At 45.6% G+C, this 18,887-nt stretch carries 18 protein-coding genes and 1 riboswitch; of the genes, 5 read left to right on the forward strand and 13 right to left on the reverse strand.

The features are described 5' to 3' along the window. Positions 1 to 2: 2 nt before the first annotated feature. The 3 genes from cobO to F8R13_RS01975 are packed head-to-tail and all read right to left on the reverse strand — an operon-like array spanning position 3 to position 3,972. Positions 3 to 605 (reverse strand): cob(I)yrinic acid a,c-diamide adenosyltransferase, encoded by a 603-nt coding sequence (gene cobO / locus F8R13_RS01965; RefSeq protein ID WP_152831648.1) that lies wholly within the window; start codon positions 603 to 605, stop codon positions 3 to 5. After that, entirely contained in the window at positions 598 to 2,118 is a 1,521-nt protein-coding gene (locus F8R13_RS01970) for a cobyric acid synthase (protein ID WP_152831649.1), read from the reverse strand. The genes cobO and F8R13_RS01970 overlap by 8 nt, the downstream gene beginning before the upstream one ends. Before the next feature lie 12 nt (positions 2,119 to 2,130). Next, on the reverse strand, positions 2,131 to 3,972 hold the full coding sequence (locus F8R13_RS01975) for a TonB-dependent siderophore receptor (protein WP_152831650.1): 1,842 nt from the start codon (positions 3,970 to 3,972) through the stop codon (positions 2,131 to 2,133). A 149-nt stretch (positions 3,973 to 4,121) separates the two neighbouring features. Further along, positions 4,122 to 4,339: riboswitch (cobalamin riboswitch) on the reverse strand. 239 nt (positions 4,340 to 4,578) lie between these two features. Between F8R13_RS01975 and F8R13_RS01980 the strand changes: the two genes are divergently transcribed. Next, positions 4,579 to 7,017: an N-6 DNA methylase gene (locus F8R13_RS01980; protein ID WP_152831651.1), complete on the forward strand. Its 2,439-nt coding sequence runs from the start codon at positions 4,579 to 4,581 to the stop codon at positions 7,015 to 7,017. 13 nt (positions 7,018 to 7,030) lie between these two features. After that, a complete protein-coding gene (locus F8R13_RS01985) occupies positions 7,031 to 8,395 on the forward strand; it encodes an ISL3 family transposase (RefSeq protein WP_152831652.1) in 1,365 nt (454 codons plus the stop codon). Positions 8,396 to 8,483: 88 nt separating this feature from the next. Here F8R13_RS01985 and F8R13_RS01990 read toward each other — a convergent pair whose 3' ends face one another. Continuing rightward, positions 8,484 to 8,732, reverse strand: a complete 249-nt coding sequence (locus F8R13_RS01990) for a hypothetical protein (RefSeq protein ID WP_152831653.1) — start codon at positions 8,730 to 8,732, stop codon at positions 8,484 to 8,486. 18 nt (positions 8,733 to 8,750) lie between these two features. After that, positions 8,751 to 9,182: a DUF1841 family protein gene (locus F8R13_RS01995; RefSeq protein WP_152831654.1), complete on the reverse strand. Its 432-nt coding sequence runs from the start codon at positions 9,180 to 9,182 to the stop codon at positions 8,751 to 8,753. 244 nt (positions 9,183 to 9,426) lie between these two features. On the opposite strand from F8R13_RS01995, the gene F8R13_RS02000 reads away from it, so the two are divergent. The 3 genes from F8R13_RS02000 to F8R13_RS02010 all read left to right on the forward strand — a co-directional run bounded on the left by F8R13_RS02000 (position 9,427) and on the right by F8R13_RS02010 (position 11,424). Next, the gene (locus F8R13_RS02000; protein WP_152831655.1) at positions 9,427 to 9,918 is read left to right on the forward strand and encodes a hypothetical protein; all 492 of its coding nucleotides are present in this window, start codon (positions 9,427 to 9,429) and stop codon (positions 9,916 to 9,918) included. A 61-nt stretch (positions 9,919 to 9,979) separates the two neighbouring features. Further along, positions 9,980 to 11,119, forward strand: coding sequence for a glycerate kinase (locus F8R13_RS02005; RefSeq protein WP_152831656.1), 1,140 nt, complete (start codon positions 9,980 to 9,982; stop codon positions 11,117 to 11,119). A 77-nt stretch (positions 11,120 to 11,196) separates the two neighbouring features. Beyond that, positions 11,197 to 11,424 (forward strand): hypothetical protein, encoded by a 228-nt coding sequence (locus tag F8R13_RS02010; RefSeq protein ID WP_152831657.1) that lies wholly within the window; start codon positions 11,197 to 11,199, stop codon positions 11,422 to 11,424. Between the two features lie 132 nt (positions 11,425 to 11,556). Here F8R13_RS02010 and bla read toward each other — a convergent pair whose 3' ends face one another. The 8 genes from bla to rsxB form a co-directional block, all read right to left on the reverse strand. Then, the gene (bla, locus tag F8R13_RS02015) at positions 11,557 to 12,468 is read right to left on the reverse strand and encodes a class A beta-lactamase (RefSeq protein WP_172967668.1); all 912 of its coding nucleotides are present in this window, start codon (positions 12,466 to 12,468) and stop codon (positions 11,557 to 11,559) included. A gap of 69 nt (positions 12,469 to 12,537) precedes the next feature. Next, complete coding sequence (locus F8R13_RS02020; RefSeq protein ID WP_152831659.1) at positions 12,538 to 13,122, reverse strand: cyclopropane-fatty-acyl-phospholipid synthase family protein; 585 nt, start codon at positions 13,120 to 13,122, stop codon at positions 12,538 to 12,540. A gap of 12 nt (positions 13,123 to 13,134) precedes the next feature. After that, on the reverse strand, positions 13,135 to 13,767 hold the full coding sequence (gene nth, locus F8R13_RS02025) for an endonuclease III (protein ID WP_152831660.1): 633 nt from the start codon (positions 13,765 to 13,767) through the stop codon (positions 13,135 to 13,137). A gap of 3 nt (positions 13,768 to 13,770) precedes the next feature. After that, a complete protein-coding gene (locus F8R13_RS02030; RefSeq protein WP_152831661.1) occupies positions 13,771 to 14,481 on the reverse strand; it encodes an electron transport complex subunit E in 711 nt (236 codons plus the stop codon). After that, positions 14,474 to 15,127: an electron transport complex subunit RsxG gene (gene rsxG / locus F8R13_RS02035; RefSeq protein WP_152831662.1), complete on the reverse strand. Its 654-nt coding sequence runs from the start codon at positions 15,125 to 15,127 to the stop codon at positions 14,474 to 14,476. The genes F8R13_RS02030 and rsxG overlap by 8 nt, the downstream gene beginning before the upstream one ends. A gap of 10 nt (positions 15,128 to 15,137) precedes the next feature. Continuing rightward, entirely contained in the window at positions 15,138 to 16,178 is a 1,041-nt protein-coding gene (locus tag F8R13_RS02040; protein WP_152831663.1) for an RnfABCDGE type electron transport complex subunit D, read from the reverse strand. Then, on the reverse strand, positions 16,175 to 18,313 hold the full coding sequence (gene rsxC, locus F8R13_RS02045; protein WP_152831664.1) for an electron transport complex subunit RsxC: 2,139 nt from the start codon (positions 18,311 to 18,313) through the stop codon (positions 16,175 to 16,177). The genes F8R13_RS02040 and rsxC overlap by 4 nt, the downstream gene beginning before the upstream one ends. Beyond that, the gene (gene rsxB / locus F8R13_RS02050) at positions 18,310 to 18,879 is read right to left on the reverse strand and encodes an electron transport complex subunit RsxB (RefSeq protein ID WP_152831665.1); all 570 of its coding nucleotides are present in this window, start codon (positions 18,877 to 18,879) and stop codon (positions 18,310 to 18,312) included. Before rsxB ends, rsxC begins: the two co-directional genes overlap by 4 nt. Positions 18,880 to 18,887 lie beyond the last annotated feature (8 nt).

Below are 18,887 nucleotides of genomic sequence, written 5' to 3' on the forward strand. Positions count from 1 at the left end.
TCTCAGTAGTCCACGCCGATTTGCGCTTTGACACCGCTTTTATAGGCGTGTTTGACTTCCTGTATTTCCGAAACCGTATCGGCAATCTCTTTTAGCTCTGCAGCAGCTGAACGCCCGGTAACCACCACATGTTGCATCTCAGGGCGGGCCTGCAGTGCGCTGAGTACCCGTTGCCTGTCAATATAATCATAGCTCAGTAGATAAGTCAGCTCATCAAGCACCACCAAGTCATAGCTAGGGTCAGACAACATTGTTTCGGCAATTTGCCAGCCACGTTCCGAGGTGGCGATATCCTGTTCGCGGTTTTGAGTGTCCCAAGTAAAGCCATCGCCTAGCACATGCCATTCACAGTTTGGTTGGGCGCTGAAAAAAGCTTCTTCACCCGTATCGGTACGACTTTTGATGAATTGACAAACACCGACTTTCAGGCCATGCCCCAGTGCTCTGGCGACCATGCCGAATGCAGACGTCGACTTACCTTTGCCATTACCGGTAATCACCAGCAAAATTCCTTTTTCGATGTTGGCTTTGGCGATGGAAGCATCAATCTGGGTCTTCTTTCGTTCCATGCGGACTTTGTGATAGGTATTTTTCTTATCAGTCATTTTGTGCTCCCAGCAGGTTTAATAGCTTGTCCATATCCAAACAGCTCTCCAAGGTATTTGCCAATAGGTCTAATTGTGCGTGGCGTTGTTGGTCGGCGTCAAGCTCAGGTTGTGTTGCCATAGGATTGTTGTCTTTTCCCAACGTCCAGTTCATCAAATACTGGATGGCGGAAGGTTGGTCGAACACCCCGTGTAGATAGGTGACGAAAATCTGGTTGTCTTCACTGAACCCCCCTTCAACACTACCGTCTTCCAAGATGATTGCCGGAGTGAGGTCGGATAAATTGGTTTGACCACAATGGATTTCATAGCCGACAACGTTCGTTGTTTCATCCGAGATGAAGCGTCCTGTTCTATTTTGCAGGGCTTTTTCCGGCATGAGTGTGGTTTCATAGTTTAATAGTCCAAGCCCGTGTTGGCTGTCGCCACTTTCAGACTCCATGCCATGCGGATCATGAATGGCTTGTCCCAGCATTTGTAGACCACCGCAAATGCCGATCAGCTTACCGCCATAACGTAGGTGATGGTTCAAATGGGTTTCCCACCCTTGAGTTTTCAACCATTGCAGATCGAATGCGACATTCTTGCTTCCCGGCAAGATGATTAAATCCGCGGGTGGAATGGCTTCATTATGCTTAACCCATTGAAATTCAATGTCAGGGTGCTGCTGTAAAGGCGCAAAGTCGGTGTGATTGCTGATATGAGGAAACAGCGGGGCGATGACCTTGAGAGAGGTGTCGGACTTCTCGGTTTGTTGGAAGTCAACGGCATCTTCCGCGTCCAAAAACAAACCGTGAAGGTAGGGCACCACGCCTAGAACCGGTTTGCCTGTTTTGGCTTCCAGCCAATCCAAACCATCTTTCAGTAGCGCCAAGTCGCCGCGGAATTTGTTGATAACAAATCCTTTGATACGGTTTTGCTCAGAATCCGACAGGCAGGCGAGTGTACCGACGATATGGGCAAATACGCCGCCTTTGTCGATGTCTGCAACCAGAATGACCGGGCAATCGACGGACTCGGCAAATCCCATATTGGCAATGTCGCCTTCGCGTAAATTCACTTCGGCAGGGCTGCCGGCACCTTCGGTAATAATGTAATTGAACCGATGGCGTAAAGTGACAAAGGAGTCCAATACGGCATTGGCCGCAGTGGGTTTATATTCGTGATAATTCAGTGCGTTATAGTTGCCGATGCTCTTGCCTTGAATAATGACCTGAGCACCGACATCGGAATTGGGTTTAAGAAGAACGGGGTTCATATGCACGCTGGTTGGCACACCGGCAGCAAAAGCCTGCAATGCCTGCGCACGACCGATTTCCCCGCCGTCTTCGGTAACGGCGCTGTTCAAAGCCATATTTTGAGGCTTGAAAGGCGCGATTGACAAACCTTGCCGCGCCAAAACGCGGCAAAGTCCGGCGACTAACGTACTTTTCCCCGCATCAGACGTACAACCCTGCACCATTAAGCAATGAGAAGGGTTGTGGCTTTTGGAGGAAGTGTTTGTCGCTATCATATCTTCGGTGATTTACAGTTTGCCTCGCACGCCGACGAACAAAAGCGTACCGCCGTTGTTGTAGACATACTTTGGTGTGACGCCATCGCTTTCGTAGCTAGCAACTGCAGGCGTGTAATCTTCATTAAATAGATTCTGTACTTTACCGTAAATGGAAACATGCGGGTTAAATTGGTAGTCTGCAACCAAATCTGTGGTGCTGTAGTTTCCAATATTCGCGCCTTTCTTATCCGCCTTGTCATACAGGTTGCCAACATATTTTGTTTGGATACCGACATGGGTACGAGCCAAACCATAGTAATCAAACCCTAAGCCACCTTGTTGTTCAGGTCGGCGTGCCAGCCATTTCCCGTCCTTATCTTTTGCAGTCTGTTGCGTGAAGTTCAGCGTCAGATCACTGTCAATCGCATCCAATGTGCGCTTGTAGTTGGCTTCAATGCCTTCGTATTTAGAAGTGCCTTTTTGGTTGTAGTATTTGTAGCTGGCATCCGTTACCAATTCATCTTTGATTTCGTTGTTGAAATAGGTCAGCTCCAAGCCGTAAACACCCAAGGTCGCATCATAACCTGTCGAGGTTTCAGGTGTCAGTTGTGTGGTTTGTGTCGACAAATTGGTCAACTGATAGAGTGATGGTGCATTGTAGCCCGTGCCGTAGTTGGCGCTGATGAAGACTTCCGGGATGACATGGTATTTTGTACCGATTTTGCCCGTTGTTTTATTGTCGAAACGGTTGTACTCGTCATAACGAACCGCTTCGGTAATGACCCATTTTTCGCCAAACAATTGGTTGGTATTGTTCGCAGCGGCGGAACGGTTGTAATAGCTGTTTTTGTTTTTAATATCTTCAAGTTGTTTTGAAGCTACCGCAAAACTTGCTTGCTGTTTGTCGGCATAATGCCAATCTGCCTGCGCGCCGAACTGATTCACTTTACCTTCGTAAACAGAAGAGTAGGCTGGGTACTCTCTACGGATGTGAGAGTCCTGCGCATAGAGTTGCGTGTCGACCTTACCGAAGGTTGCCAGATAGCGTAGCTGTCTCAACGTGCTTTCAAAAGTGCTGTGTGAAGCCGTATTTGGCGTGCTGTAATCCGACTCGGAATCCCCACTACTATGCTTGATAAAGGTTTCCAAACGTTGTTGTTTTTCAAAGTTAATGCCTAAACGGAAAGAGGCTTCCTGCTGTGCAAAAGGGTCTTTTTCATCACCTTTACCGGAAGTTTTGTATTTTTTGATTGAGGTAAAACCGTCACTCGATAAGTCGCTGAAGTTTAATGCGAAATCGACTTTCTCATTACCTGCACCCAAGCTGGCAGCCAGTTTTTTCTGGTTGTTGCTACCAAACTCCAGGTTTGCATTGGCGCGCTTGCCGCCTTTTTTTGTGATGATGTTGATGACACCAGCGGAGGCGTTTGCACCCCAAACACCGGATTGAGGGCCCTTGATAATCTCAATGCGCTCAACGTCATCCAACATGATATTCGCGAAGTTGGTAGTACCGTCCGTGAGTGTCGGGTCGTTCAACTGCATGCCGTTTTGTAGAACGAGAATATTTTTACCGCCCATGCCGCGCATGAAAAGGCTGGTAGCCGTCCCTAAACCGCCATTTGAATAGGTGGTTAAGCCCGGAACTTGTCGCATGGCATCCTGTAGCGTTTGGTACTGGTGGTTTGCAATGTCTTCGGCGGTAATCACCGTGACATTTGAGGTGACGCTTCCAATATTTTGAGGCGTGTTATTGGCAGTCACAACGACTGAATTCAGGTTCTGGTCATCGGCAGCAAAGCTGGCAGAACAAATCGAAAAGATAGCCAATGCAATCGGCGTTTTGGCTAAACGCATTTTGTTAGGGTTCATAGAATTCCTTCGTAATGTTTATACGAAGGCAACAACGGATCGGGACAAGTGCCCGAACAAAAAAAGAGGTGGTAATGCCTGACGACACAAAAAAATCTCTTTTTCCGTATTGCCCACCGCAATCGGTTCAAAAGTTCGGCTCTACACAAGTGTGAGCCGGTTTTTCTGGCCGGTATCCGGGCTGAAGAACAATTTCCTAACGCCTTCTCGGAAGCTCTTGAGAGCAACTCCAATGGGTTGTTGTCAGGTCTTTTCTATCACCGTTGCGGGGGCAGCACTCGATTTGATGCGGTTTTGCGTTATCGCACGAGTTTCCCGTTTAACTGCATGTCATAAGACAGCAAGCACCAGAAAACGTGTATTCTACCGAAGAATTGAGTGGGGTAAAGAGGCAAATCGGCAAATTAGAGCTTTTGAGGGGGGAGATGCATAAAATCTACCAGGTTGGGGAGATAACTTTGATACCCAACCTGGTAGATTTTAAGGGTTTGCGGAATAGTGCGTGGAGTCTAGTTTTTTAATCTTTTATCAAAAACTCAAAAACGGAATAGTCAGTGGAAAGCTTTGTGCTAAACTTTACTCCATAAAATGGAATGGAGTGTGGAAATGGCAAAAAAGGAAGCAAAAACAGATTTATGGGTTCATGGTTTACTAAAAGAAGCAGGCATTGACCTTGAACCCCAAGGTAGCACTATTCTTGAAATTGATAATGCCTTAAAAACAGCTTCTAAAAGCGGCTCTGGCAAAGTAGGTTTTCCTGAATTTGTTGGCGTTGTGAAAGATTTTATTCTTGTTATAGAGAATAAAGCTGATGTTGCTAAACACGTAAAGCTTGATTCAAAAGGCTTGATTAGCGGAACGGTTAAGGACGTTAAGGATTTTGCTGTTAACGGCGCTCTTTTTTATGGCCAGCATTTAGCTCAAAACACGTCTTACAAGAAAGTTATCGCCTTTGGTATTTCTGGCGATGAAAAGAAACACAAAATTAGCCCATACTTTATTGATGAAACAGAGTATTACCGTGAGCTACCAGAGGTAGAGTCTTTCATCTCATTCAATGAAAATAACATTATTGAATACTATACAAGAGAAGTTCTGCAAGAGGATACCGACCAAGAAAAAGAACTCGCTGAAATCTTACGTGATGCTTCAGAACTGCACGAAGATTTAAGGAATTACGGAAATCTAAAAGATATTGATAAACCACTAATTGTTTCGGGTATTTTATTAGCCCTTAGAGAGGCTGAATTCGGTGGTTTTGATGTCAATCACTTAACTGGAGATGAGATTGATACAGATGGCGACAAAATATATAGCGCTATCGAAAAAAACCTTAAGCGTTCAAAAGTAGCTCCAGATGTCAAAAGGGATAAGATTCTTAGCCAGTTCTCGATTATTAAAGATACACAAATCTTAAATGAGATAAACACCACGCTGAACAAAACCCCTCTTAAGCATTTCACTGAATTTTTACATGACAAAATTTACAAAAGCATCAAATACACAAGCTCTTCTGAGGACTATTTAGGGCGCTTTTATGGCGAATTTATGTCCTATTCTGGCGGTGATGGACAGACCCTTGGAATTGTATTAACCCCTAAGCATATTACCGACCTATTCTGTGATTTAGTTGACATCAAATCGGATGACACCGTGCTTGACCCTTGTGCGGGAACAGCAGGCTTTTTAATCGCTGCTATGCATCACATGATTGCACGAACAGACAATGAAAATAACAAGAAAAACATCCGTCAGAAACAATTACATGGTTTTGAATTACAGCCCTATATGTTCACCATTGCCACAACCAATATGATTTTGCGAGGCGATGGAAAAAGCAATCTAATTAATCATAACTTTCTAAACGAAGACCCAAATAAGCTCCAATTAAAAGGTGCAACCGTTGGGATGATGAATCCGCCATATTCACAAGGCTCAAAGAAAAATCCAGATTTATATGAGATTGCCTTTACAGAGCACTTGCTAGATTCATTATTAGAAGGCGGTCGGGCAATTGTGATTATTCCGCAATCCTCTTTAACAGGGAAATCTAAGGAAGAAAAAGCAATAAAGGCGAACATCCTTAAAAACCATACGCTAGAAGGCGTTATCTCGCTCAATAAAGACACGTTTTATGGTGTGGGAACCATTCCATGTATTGCCATTTTTACGGCTGGCGAACCTCATCCAGAAGACAAGGAGTGTAAGTTTATCGACTTTAGAGAGGATGGGTTTAAAGTTAGTCCTCATGTTGGATTGATTGAAACAGAACAAGCTAAAGACAAGAAGCAACACCTTTTAGATGTTTGGTTTGACCGCATTGAAGCAGAAAGTAAATTCTGCGTTAAAACAACTGTTGAAGCGGATGATGAGTGGCTTCATAGCTTCTATTACTTCAATGATGAGCTACCAAGTGATGCTGACTTTGAAAAAACTATCGTGGATTATCTGACGTTTGAATCGTCGATGATTATGCAGGGTCGGGAATATCTTTTTAATTCAATAGGCTCCAAGAAGGTTTTTGTAGACATTGAAAGCCTTGATGATAAGGGATGGCATGAATTCTTCCTAAAGGACATTTTTCAAGTTGTTCAGCGTGGTAAGCGTCTCACTAAAGCAAACCAAACAGAAGGAAATCACCCTTATGTTTCATCAACCGCAATGAATAATGGGGTGGATAACTTTATTGGAAATGAAGAGGGTGTTCGCATATTCTCAAGTTGTTTGACTATCGCAAACAGTGGAAGCGTTGGCTCAAGCTTTTATCACCCGTACAAATTTGTCGCAAGTGACCATGTGACTCATTTACAAAATGATAAGTTCGACCGCCATATCTACCTGTTCATAGCGACTTTAACAAACAGGCTGTCGGATAAATACAACTTCAATAGAGAGATTAACGACAAACGCATTTCAAGAGATAAAATCATGCTTCCCACCCAAGATGACGGAAGCCCTGATTTTGAATATATGAGGCAATATATGATGAATCTGGAATATCAGAAACGGAATCAATATCTTGACTACATTCAAAGTCAAAGTTGAGTAACGCTTATTTATGAGCTTGCTCAATCTGCAAAGCTTTCATGTTCTCTCTCAACAAGAGCATGAAAGCCATTTAGAAATCACCGTAGAAAACCTGTTTAAGCCACAAGCCTGTCCGCATTGCGGCTTTACACAACTCTACTCCCACGACAAAACAGAGCAGATTTTCTTTGACATGCCGATGCAGGGAAAACCTCTTGTCCTAAAAACGCAACGTGTCCGCTACAAATGCCGTTCATGTGGTAAAACTTTTCGGGAGCCTTTAGCTGATATTGATGGTAAGCGTTTAATGACAACTCGACTCAAAGAGTACATTCAAAAGCGTTCCATGAGCGATACCTTTGCAGTGGTTGCCAGAGAAACAGGTCTGGATGAGAAAACGATTCGTCATGTTTTTGATGATTACGTTGCGGAAAAATCTAAAGAAATGCCATTCGAAACGCCTAGAGTGCTTGGCATTGATGAATTAAAGTTAGTCGGTAGCTATCGTTGCATCTTAACCAATATTGAGAAGTGTAGCGTTTTTGATATGTTGCCCTCTCGAAAGAAAGCCGATGTTATGAAACACTTAAAATCTCTTAAAAATCCTGAGAAGGTTGAAATAGTGACAATGGATATGTGGTTGCCTTATAGAGATACGGTCAAGCAGATTTTACCTGATGCTGTGATAGTAATTGATAAATTCCACATTGTCGCCACTGCCTCAAAATGTCTTGAAAAAGCTTGTAAAGGCATTCGCAGCCAGCTCGAAAAAAAAGAGCGTATCAAAAAGAATGACCGTTTTGTTCTGTTAAAGCGTCGCCATTCATTGACCGATAAAGAGGTTATAAAACTACAACAATGGTCAGCAAGGTTTCCAGATTTAGGGTTGGCCTATGATGCAAAAGAAGCGTTTTATTGTCTGTTTGACCAAGGCTTAGATTCCAAAGCCGCAGAGCAAGCTTTAATTGATTGGCAAAGAGGCTTATCACCTCAAATTGCACATTACTTTGAAGCTTTAACAACTGCATTATCGAACTGGATGCCAGAAATTTTGAATGGCTTTGTTTTTGATTACGAAATAACAAATGCCTATACTGAGAGCATTAATCGCTATGCAAAGGATGTTCAGCGTATGGGTAGAGGATACAGTTTTAATGTGGTAAGGGCTAAAATGCTCTACAACGCAGAGGCAAATAAACCAACAACCAGTACGATTCGCAAGAAGAAGCGAAAACCTATTGAAGAAGCACCTGTCTTTTATTTAATGTTGGATAACCTTACTGGTTCAGCTTCACAAAAACAGAAATACAGAACAGAAATTATTGAAGAAAAACGCTATTACGGTGCTCACATTCCCACTCTTTGCGAATTACTCGAAAAAGGTGAATTTGACTAAATTCCCAATTTAGCTGGAACGTGTGTGGAATTCATTTAATAGATTTTCCACGCACTATTCCAGGTCCCCGATTTTAAAGGACAGTGTATTAGGGTGCTTCGTTAGTGTTGTCTGATTGTCTGCGCTCTTCGGCTTGGCGTTCGGCTTCGTATTTCTCTCGAATTTGATGGGTGTAGCGATAGGTGATCCACAAAATTGGAAAAACGATAATCAGCGAATAGATCATGGACATAATACTTGCCGCAACTGTCGTGCCTTGCAGATGAACCGCCAAGCCGACAATGAACATAATCAACAGGCTGTTTCTCAATGCACGTTTAAAAGGGGACTGAAGCATGGCGTTTCCTTTAAAGAGTTAGTTTTCCAGCAGTGCCTGCAGGCATTTCAAATAAGCCTGCTCATCAGGTTCGGTTTGGTTACGTTGCGCTTGCCACATGGCTTCCGCCAGACATTCCATCATGGCATGTTCAGTTTCATGAACATCTCTTAGACGTTCACCCAATTTCTTGTAAACGGCCTGAATGCCTACCGGGCGATCCATGGAGACTTGTTCCTGCAGTCCCAAGTGCATTCCCATGTGAAGAAAAGGATTGGTTTCGCCCATCTCTGGGAAATAGTTATTGCCAAGATGTTGACTGTTGGTCAGCATGGCATGGTATTCAGGGTGCATTTCAATGACGCGGGCGACAAGGGTTTCCATCGCATCCAAAGGTTCGTTATTGCGCGCCTTTTGCCAAGTGTCCACGTAGAATTGACGCAGGCGGTCTCTTTCGGTTGTGTAAATCATTTCAATCTTGTAACTCTATGGGTATTAGCACTATTTTAACGAATTACGCTACCGGGTTGGAAAGTAATCGGCAATGCGGCAGACTGACATTGAACCTGTTAAACTGAGCTGAAACTGCTAAAATCATTATGAGTGATGAAATAACACAAACCATCAATACGCGCAAACTTGCCTACAAACTGGGAGAAAACTCTTGTTACAAAGACCTAGGTTATCGTTAAAAATAATTCATACGAGTCTTCGTGTGCGCTATTTCTTGGCGGTTATGGTCGGTTTGGCGCTGTTTTCTTCACCAACATTCTCGCAGGAAAGTAGCGCGGAAGAAATATTGGAAAGTCATCCTCTTGGGCTGGTCAGTCCTGAGATTCAAGCAGAATTAAGCAATGAAGCTTTACACACTCAACTGGTCACTGCGGCCATTGAGTACGACACCTTTAACCAACGATGCAGAGGGGTGAGCGCAGCCTATAACGAGTCAAAAGTGAACCGTTTGTTTCTGAACAAGTTCGGCATCACCATGAACGACTATATGATGAACTATATGTCGAAGGACGCCAACGACCCCAGAGACGTGAAACAGAAAATCGTTAACCGTGTCTATCAGAGCATCGCCAAGATGGGCGGTTGCCAACCAGCCCGATCCAAAGGACTGGAAAAAAACCTGAAAGACGAATACCGTAATCTGTACCATCAGGTCGAAAAATCTACTTGGTTCCCAAACGTTCATAACGATTGATCGTTAATTAACAGGCTGTTTCCTTAAATTTAAACGCAGTTTAGAACTGAAGGCATCGTTTATGAAGATTTTAATTGCCCCTGATTCATTTAAAGGCAGTTTGGAAGCGGTTACTTTTTGTGAAGTCGCCACGCAAGCCATTCACAGTATCTACCCCAATGCCGAAGTCATCAGTCAGCCGATGGCTGATGGCGGCGAAGGGTTGGTTGACACCTTATCCAGCCTTGACGGTGCCGAACGTATTTCTGTCATAGTGCAAGACCCGGTTGGTAAAGCGATTACCGCCAATTATGCCTATCTTCAAGAATCTCAAACCGCCATTATCGAGATGGCAGCCGCATCTGGTTTACCCTTGCTGAAACCTGATCAACGTAAGGCGATGAAAACCTCAACCTATGGTACCGGTCAACTCATACAGGACGCGCTTTCCAGAGGTGCCAAACATTTCATTCTAGGGCTGGGCGGCAGTGCCACTACCGATGCCGGTATCGGGTGTTTGTCGGCAATGGGCTTTCAATTTCTCAACACAAATCAAGAACATGTCTCTTTGGATGGTGAGGGCTTGTTGGCTTTGGAAACCATTATTCCGCCAACCAATTTGGCTTTAGACAGCATCAGCGTTCAAGTGGCGTGCGATATTTCCAATCCACTGTATGGCGAAACAGGGGCAGCCTATATGTTTGGTCCACAAAAAGGTGCGTCATCAGAAGAAGTGGCATTATTGGATCAGGGGTTGCGAAACTTTGCACGTGTGGTCAAGAAGGATTTGCAGTTAGAAGTCGCAGAGCTTGCCGGTGCGGGTGCAGCAGGCGGCATGGGTGCAGGGCTAAGGCTCATCGGTGGGCGGTTGGAATCCGGTTTTAAAATCGTCTCCGAGTTGCTGCAACTGGAGCAACAGTTTCAAACACATCAATTCGATTTGGTCATCACTGGAGAAGGACAGTTCAACGAGCAAAGCCAATACGGCAAGGTGCCGGTCGAGGTTGCCAAGCTTGCCAAGAAATATAAGGTATTCGTTGTCGGCATTGTCGGCGGCATTGATTTTCCGATTGCCGATATCCATAAGCTTGGCATTGATGCCATCTTCAGTATTACCGACAGACCTTTGGCGTTGGAAGATTGTTTTAAAGAAGCCAGGCCATTACTTTTTAATTTGATTCAGAACATTGTCAGACTAACGTTTAGAGATATTCAGGCGTAAAATATTAGCTGAGAATGGCTTGAATGCTTTTCTGCTAGTGGTTTATGACGATATAAAGCTCATTAAGGAGTCGTGTGATGGGTGAAATGTACGATGAATATCAAAAGATGCTGGATCAAGGCATCTATGAGGATGAAGAAGACCTGATGAATCAAGAAGGTCTAAGTTATGACGATTTGTATAAAGACGATGATGAATATGACGAAGAGGATGACTTCGTCGAAGATTTCGATGATGGTCTGGGTAATAGGTTAGAAGATGATTTGGATAACGATTTGAACGATGAGTTCAATAAAGACTACTAGGATGGTGGCGTAACTTGATTGCCGTTAAAATTTAACGGCGTGCATATTCTTGAGCATAGGTAGCAACCACTATTCGTCCTAGGGTTTGCTACACACTTCTGGATTTCATATCAAAAATCTACCAGGTTGGGGTTAATGCGGCGAAAACTGATCGCTGATAATTCTCCCCACTTGTTCAAGTACATGGTTTCTGGTTTCAAAAGGTTCTTTGCTGCCAGTGTAATAAACCGCCACTAAAATCGGGTCATCGGCATCCGGCCACATGATGGCGATGTCGTTCATCGCACCATTGTTTCCAGAACCGGTTTTATCACCGATAGGCCAGTAGGTCGGAATGCCGGCACGAAGCTTATTGGCACCAGTTGTGTTATTTAGCATCCATTGTGTGAGTTGGTTTTTTGAAGCTTCTGACAACACATGTCCCAAAAGGATTTTCTTCATGCTTTTCAACATGGCGTTGGGCGTTGTGGTATCGCGTTCATCACCAGGTATATTGGTGTTGAGATGGGGCTCAATACGATCAACACGGGTTTCCCTGTCACCAATGCTTCGCATAAAGGTCGTCAGTCCTTGCGGGCCTCGAACAGGCTCAAACAGCAAGTTGGCGGCAGTATTATCACTATGTTGAAGCGCGGCCGCCAGTAATTGCGAAACGGTCATTTCGCCCTCGCCATTATGTAGGTTTTTTCGCGTGATGGGGGCATAGTTCAACAGGTCAGAAGTGGAGTAGGTGACAACACGACTAAGAGACTCTTCTTTGGCATCTACTTTGGCGAGCACTGAAGCCGCTAGCAGGAACTTAAAGGTACTACACAAAGCAAAGCGTTCATTGCCTCGGTATTGCAGTTGAAAGCCACTACTGGCGTCCCAAACCGCGACGCCAAGACGCCCGCCGAAAGTAGATTCCAGCTCTGAGATTTGCTGTTTGAAGTTTGCTTGGGCACTTTTCAAGCTATCGGCATAGGCTGGGGCGACAAACAGCCATAATGACAGGGTAAAGAAAGAAGACACTATCGTTGTTTTGACAGTCTGTAATACTTTCATAAAGTTTCCTTTAGCAAGGTTAAGCATGCGGCGTCGTTATTAAACGCCATGTGGGCAAAGAGATGCAACTTATCGTTTGGCAATCAGTTGGACGACAGCGCCCAATCCGCTATGAAAAGTGCCTTCGGAGACATCTCTTTCAGTTTCGTGCATCATTAAGCAATCCAGTCCTTGGATTTCGTTTTCTAAATTCTCTAGGCTGACGGTCATCTCAACCACTTGTGGTCCGCCGGTTTTGTATTCGAGTTGCTTCGGGCAATAGGCTTCCAGCAAAAAGATGCCGTTAGGTTTTAGTGCATTTGCGATTTGCGCATGAACACCTTGCCGCATGGCAGGAGGCAAATGGCAGAAAATGGAAACGATACCGTCCCATTTGGATTGACCTAGGTCGAAATGAGCAAGGTCGGCAACGACAGTCTCGATTGCTACGCCGCGTTGTTGAGCCAGTTTTTGCGCTTTTTCCAATCCGACGGCAGAGTTGTCTACCGCAGTGACATCATAGCCTTGTTCTGCAAGAAAAACGGCATTGCGACCTTCACCTTCAGCCAAACAAAGTACTTTGCCTTTTGGCAGTTGTTGGTAATGTTCGGCAAGAAAAGTGTTAGGTGATGTTCCGTAAACATATTCATCAACGGCGTAGCGATCATCCCACATGTAATGTCCTTGTTATTCAGTTTTGTCTTTGTATTCGCACAGGTCATAAATGCAGCAGGCACCGCATCTTGGTTTGCGCGCAGTGCAGGTATAGCGTCCGTGTAATATCAGAAGGTGGTGCGCGGGGATTATGTACTCCTTCGGCACGAACTTCATTAGGTTTTTTTCGACCTCCAGCACATTTTTTCCAGGTGCTATCTTGGTGCGATTTGAAACACGGAAGATATGGGTATCCACCGCCATGGTGGGTTGCCCGAACGCGGTATTTAAAACGACGTTGGCTGTTTTCCGTCCAACACCTGGGAGCGCTTCAAGTGCCTCTCGCGTCTGTGGAATTTCGGAGCCGTGAAGGTCTATCAGCATCTTGCAGGTTTTGATGATATTTGCCGCTTTGCTGTTAAACAGGCCAATGGTTTTGATGTATTCTTTCAAGCCTTCTTCGCCAAGCGCATAGATTGCTTCTGGCGTATTGGCAACAGGGAAGAGTTTGGCTGTGGCGATATTCACGCCCTTGTCGGTCGCTTGCGCCGACAAAATAACGGCAATCAGCAACTCGAAAGGGTTCGAGTAGTTCAGCTCGGTTTCCGGGTTCGGAATGGCCTCGGCTAGACGTTGAAAAATTTCAAGGCGTTTTTGTTTATTCATAGATTAGGACTGATTGACTGCTACCTGTATTCCTAAGGCATTGGTTTTTTTCGCATGACGTCTTTGTTCGATGGCATTTTTCAGTGCCACCAACAAACCCAGGCCGATGAATGCACCCGGAGGCAAAATTGCCAACAGCATCGGGTGGAAGTCGGATGGCATATAAAGGGTTAAACCTTTGGCGGCATCACCGAACATCAAGTTCATTTGATCGAAAAGGGTGCCATTACCGATAATCTCGCGCATTGCGCCCAGTACGACCAAAACAGCGGTGAATCCTAGCCCCATGAAAAGACCATCGATAAAAGCTTTGTCGACAGGGTTTTTGGAAGCATAGGCTTCTGCTCGACCGAGAATGGTACAGTTGGTAACAATCAACGGAATGAAAATCCCCAGAATACCATGGAGTGTGTGAAGGTAAGCATTCATCATCATGTCGATAATGGTCACTGCCGAAGCGATGATGGCAATGAAAATAGGAATGCGAATTTCCGGTGAAACGTGGTTTCTAATTAGGGATACCAAAACGTTGGAAATGACCATAACGACCATGGTGGCAAGCCCAAGTCCAAGACCATTGACGGTGTTATTGGTAACGGCAAGTAAAGGACATAGCCCCAACATGGCAACCAGCGCCTGGTTGTTGTCCCAAAGACCGTTACGGGCGATTTTGGAGTAATCACTCCAAGAGGTTTTTTGCGTAGTGTCAGTCATAGAGTTTTGCTCCTTGCTGATTGACGAATGTCAGTGCTTTTCTCACGGCTTTGACGACCGCTCTTGGTGTAATCGTCGCGCCGGTAAACTGGTCGAAAATACCACCATCTTTTTTCACGCGCCACTTGGCCGCGTTGTCATCACGAAGGTTCATGCCATTGAAAGAAAGTATCCAGTTGGACTTTCTAAGTTCTATTTTGTCGCCTAGTCCTGGGGTTTCTTTGTGTTTCAAAACACGCACTCCCGAAATGCGGCCATCCGGAAATACGCCAATCAATATGGTGATTTTACCGCTATAACCGTCAGGCGCTATCGCTTCAAAAATGACGCCGGCAGGTTTGCCGTTTTTGCGCGCGCGATAGAAGGTGACCGGGGTTTCTGAACCTAGCAAGGCTTCATTGGTGAAGTTCTTGGTATCTTTCAGTGGGTCATTATCGTAGCTGGAAGCCGGTAGCACTTCGTTAAATGCCGCCTGTTTGTTTTCTTTTTCCGCGTTGTCGATCAACTCTTGTGTGATGAACTTAACCGCCAATAGTAAACCGACACCGAGCAGCACATAGAGGCTCAACACGCGTGCAGACTTAAACATCTGCTGGAAGATAGACGCTTTTTGAGTATTTTGGGGGGTTTCCGTTGTCTCTGTCATAGCAAAAGCTCTATTTTTTGTGCCCAAATACACGCGGTGTGGTGTATTGGTCAATCAAAGGTACGAACATATTCAAAATCAATACGGCAAAAGCGATTCCATCCGGAAAAGCGCCCCAGTTACGAATGATATACACCATAATACCAATGCCAATTGCATAGACCAAACGCCCTTTTGGCGTGGTGCTTGAAGTGACTGGGTCGGTGATGATAAAGAAGGCAGCCAGCATAACGCCACCGGAAAGTAAGTGGTAGCTTACAGGTGCATAAGTGCTAGGGTCGATTTGATGAAAAATGAACGCCATGGTCGCCAATGCGCTCAGAAAGCCAACCGGATATTGCCAGCGAATCGTGCGTTTATACAGCAACCATAAACCGCCCAATAGGAAAGCCAAGTTGACTTCTCCCCAACCAATCGGGAAGGCATCTTTTCCGAAAGTGGCACTGTTGAGTGTTGCTCCGACGGGGACGCCTGTTGAAAGCGCTGTTTTTACTTCTCCTAGTGGGGTCGCTCCTGTGATTTGGTCGATAGCAACATTCGCGTGGCCGAAGAAAATCACCGATGCGGATTCCATGAAACTAAGGTAGTGTCCTGATACTTCAGCCGGCAGTGTCCACTGTGTAACTTGCGCCGGAAATGAGATCAATAGGAAGGCATAGCCGAGCATTGCCGGGTTGAATGGGTTATAGCCCAATCCGCCATAGAGATGCTTTCCGAAAATCAGCGCAAAGGTTACGCCCGATACAATGATCCACCAAGGCGCTTCTGGCGGAATACAAAATACGATACCGGTGATGGTAATCAAGCCACTTAGATCTGCCAGATAAGGAATAACAGGGCGTCGACGAAGCTTAAGCATTGCGGTTTCGACAACCAAAAGCGTTAAAACTGCCAGCGCCCATTGGATAGTGATACCAAAGCCAAAGAAGTAAATATGTGCCATTAACGCAGGGATGGCAGCATATTGCACCTGAATCATGGTTTTACGCACCGAAACGACATCATGCGTAAAAGGAGAGGTTGCGGTATTAAGTAATGAGTTATCGCTCATGAATCACTTCCTGATGTTTCAGTATTGTCAGGCAGGGGTTTCTTGCGTGCTGCGGCACGTTTTTTCGCAGCTTCCATTGCAGCTTGACGCTTATCGACCACTGGTGCTTCTTCCACCTTAGCAGTGTTTTCTTCCTGCGCTGAGATTTCTGTTTGGTCTGCTTGCATTTGACGTTTTGCAGCCATTTCCTGAGCACGTTTCTGTGCCGCTAAACGTGCGCGGGTCTTGGCATCCAATTCGGGTGAATCCACTTCGGCAGTATGTGATGAGGTGTCCTTTGCTGTCTCGGATTCTGATTCCGTATTTTCGGATTTTTTCGCCGCCGCCTGAGCACGTTTTTTAGCGGCCGCCATGGCTTTTCCACGTGCCGACATAGCAGGGTTGGTTGCCGCTTGTGGTTCAGATTTTTCAGTGGCAGCTTCGGCACGTTTCCTCGCGGCAGCAATCGCTTTTTCGCGCGCGGATAGCGGTGCACCTGGCTGTTTTTCGTCCTCAGAAGTTGCTGTACTTTCAGTAGTTGTAGCATCACTTGATTGCGCTGCTTTTTTGCGAGCTGCTGCGGCTCTAGCGGCGGCTGCGGCAGACGAAGGGGCTTTTTGCTCAGGTGCCGGAGTGGAGGCTTCTTGTTCGGCTTCATTTGCGGCTTTGCGTTTAACCGCTTCTTTTTTGGCTTTCAGCTTCGCTTCACGTTCCTGTTTGATGCGTTCTTCGCGAGCCAATTTTGCCTCATGGCGTTCTTTCGCGCGTTGAGTGGCTAAGGTTTCTTGTTTGTTCTTTTTCACTTCGCCTTTGGCAAAGCGGTAGTACTGAACCAATGGGATATGGCTTGGGCACACAAAACTACAGCATCCGCATTCGATACAGTCGAATAGATTGAGCTTTTCAGCTTTGTCGAACTCATGGCTGCGAGCATGCCAGTATAGTTGTTGCGGTAATAGGTTAACGGGGCAGGCATCCATACACTCACCACAACGAATACAAGGCATGACCATTTCGGCAGGTTTTGGCGGATTCGCCAAGATACAGTTAGTGGTTTTAATGACGGGTACATGATTGTTTGGCATTTCAAAGCCCATCATCGGACCACCCTGTACAAGCGGATAATTGAGTTTGGTTTTTGGCTCTGCAAGCTCAACCAAATCCTCAAAGGAAGTTCCTATCAATGCTTCAATATTGAATGGATGGTTTAGTCCCAAACCGGAAACTGTCACATAACGAGATGTCAAAGGTTTGCCGTGACGTACGGCATGAAAAATAGCAGCAAAGGTGGCAACGTTCATCATCAACAGACCAATGTCGACCGCATGAGCGTGTGCAGGCACTTCAATACCTGTCAGTTGCTGAGTCAGTTGTTTTTGTCCCCCCATCGGGTAAACCGTCGGAACAGGTTGAATTTCTACCAGGTTGGGGTGGTCAAGCTCTGCCACGGCTGCCTGCATAGATTCAATGGCTTCAGGTTTATTGTCTTCGATACCACAGATTATGCGTTCACACCCTAAAGCCTCGGCAACAATTATCGCACCGTGAATAATGTCTTTGGGATGCGTTTGCATCAAAATATCATCACAAGTGATAAAAGGCTCACACTCAGCGCCGTTGACCAGTAGGGTGTGGATTTTGCCTTTTTCATCCGGTATTTTGGCAAAAGTAGGGAAGCCTGCGCCACCCATGCCGACGATACCTGCACGATAAACCAGTTCTTTTAATGCCTTGGGATCCGAAGGTGTTTTGCCATCAGTTTTCAAAATATTGTCAATGGCTTCGTCTTTGAAATCCGGTTTCAGCACAATGCAAAGCCCAGTCAACCCCGATGGATGCGGCAGGGTACGATTCTCAATGGCGACAATTTCACCGGATGTTGGGGCATGTACCGGGGCGCTAAGCCCCTTTTTGCTTTCGGCAAGGCACTGATTTTTGAGGACTTTGTCACCCACTTGAACTTTTGGTTCAGTCTCGACGCCGACGTGTTGATGAAGTGGCAGAATCAACTCGTTCGGGATAAAGCTTTTATGAATAGGGTGCTGTTTCGACAAGCTTTTGTTGTAACGAGGAAAAACGCCGCCGCTGAAGCGATACAGTCGACGCTTCGCCATAGGATAGATTTTGGCAAGAAACTTAAAGAAACCGGTTTTCATGAAAACTTCTCAATTAACGGACGGGTGTTGGCAGTGGGATCAGGTTCTGCCCAACTCCAGTTTTGCAACGTCGGTTCTACCGGAATCATGGTGATGCAGTCCACAGGGCAAACCGGGACACATTTTTCACAACCGGTACACTCGGATTCGATAACGGTATGCATGAGCTTGGTTGCGCCGACAATCGCATCCACAGGGCATGCTTTGATGCAGTGGACGCAGCCAATACAGGTGTCTTCGTCAATAACGGCGACAATTTTGCCCTCTGCAACTTCCGGGACTTCTTCCATTTCTTTGGGTTCACGGTTGGTGATTTCCGAGATTTGAATCATGACTTCATGCCCACCCGGAACGCAAAGATTGACTTCGGAGTCGCCATTTGCCAATGCTTCCGCATAAGGGCGACAGCCTGGAAAACCGCATTGTCCGCATTGCGTTTGCGGCAGGATGTTGTCAATTTGATCGGCCATCGGATTGCCTTCCACTTTGAAGCGGACAGCGGCATACCCCAGCAATAAGCCGAAAACCAATGCAAGCCCTAAGAAAATTAGTATGGCGGAAATCATTCGATGCG

It is taken from the genome of Hydrogenovibrio sp. JE_KL2, assembly GCF_009296185.1.
Lineage (GTDB): Bacteria > Pseudomonadota > Gammaproteobacteria > Thiomicrospirales > Thiomicrospiraceae > Hydrogenovibrio.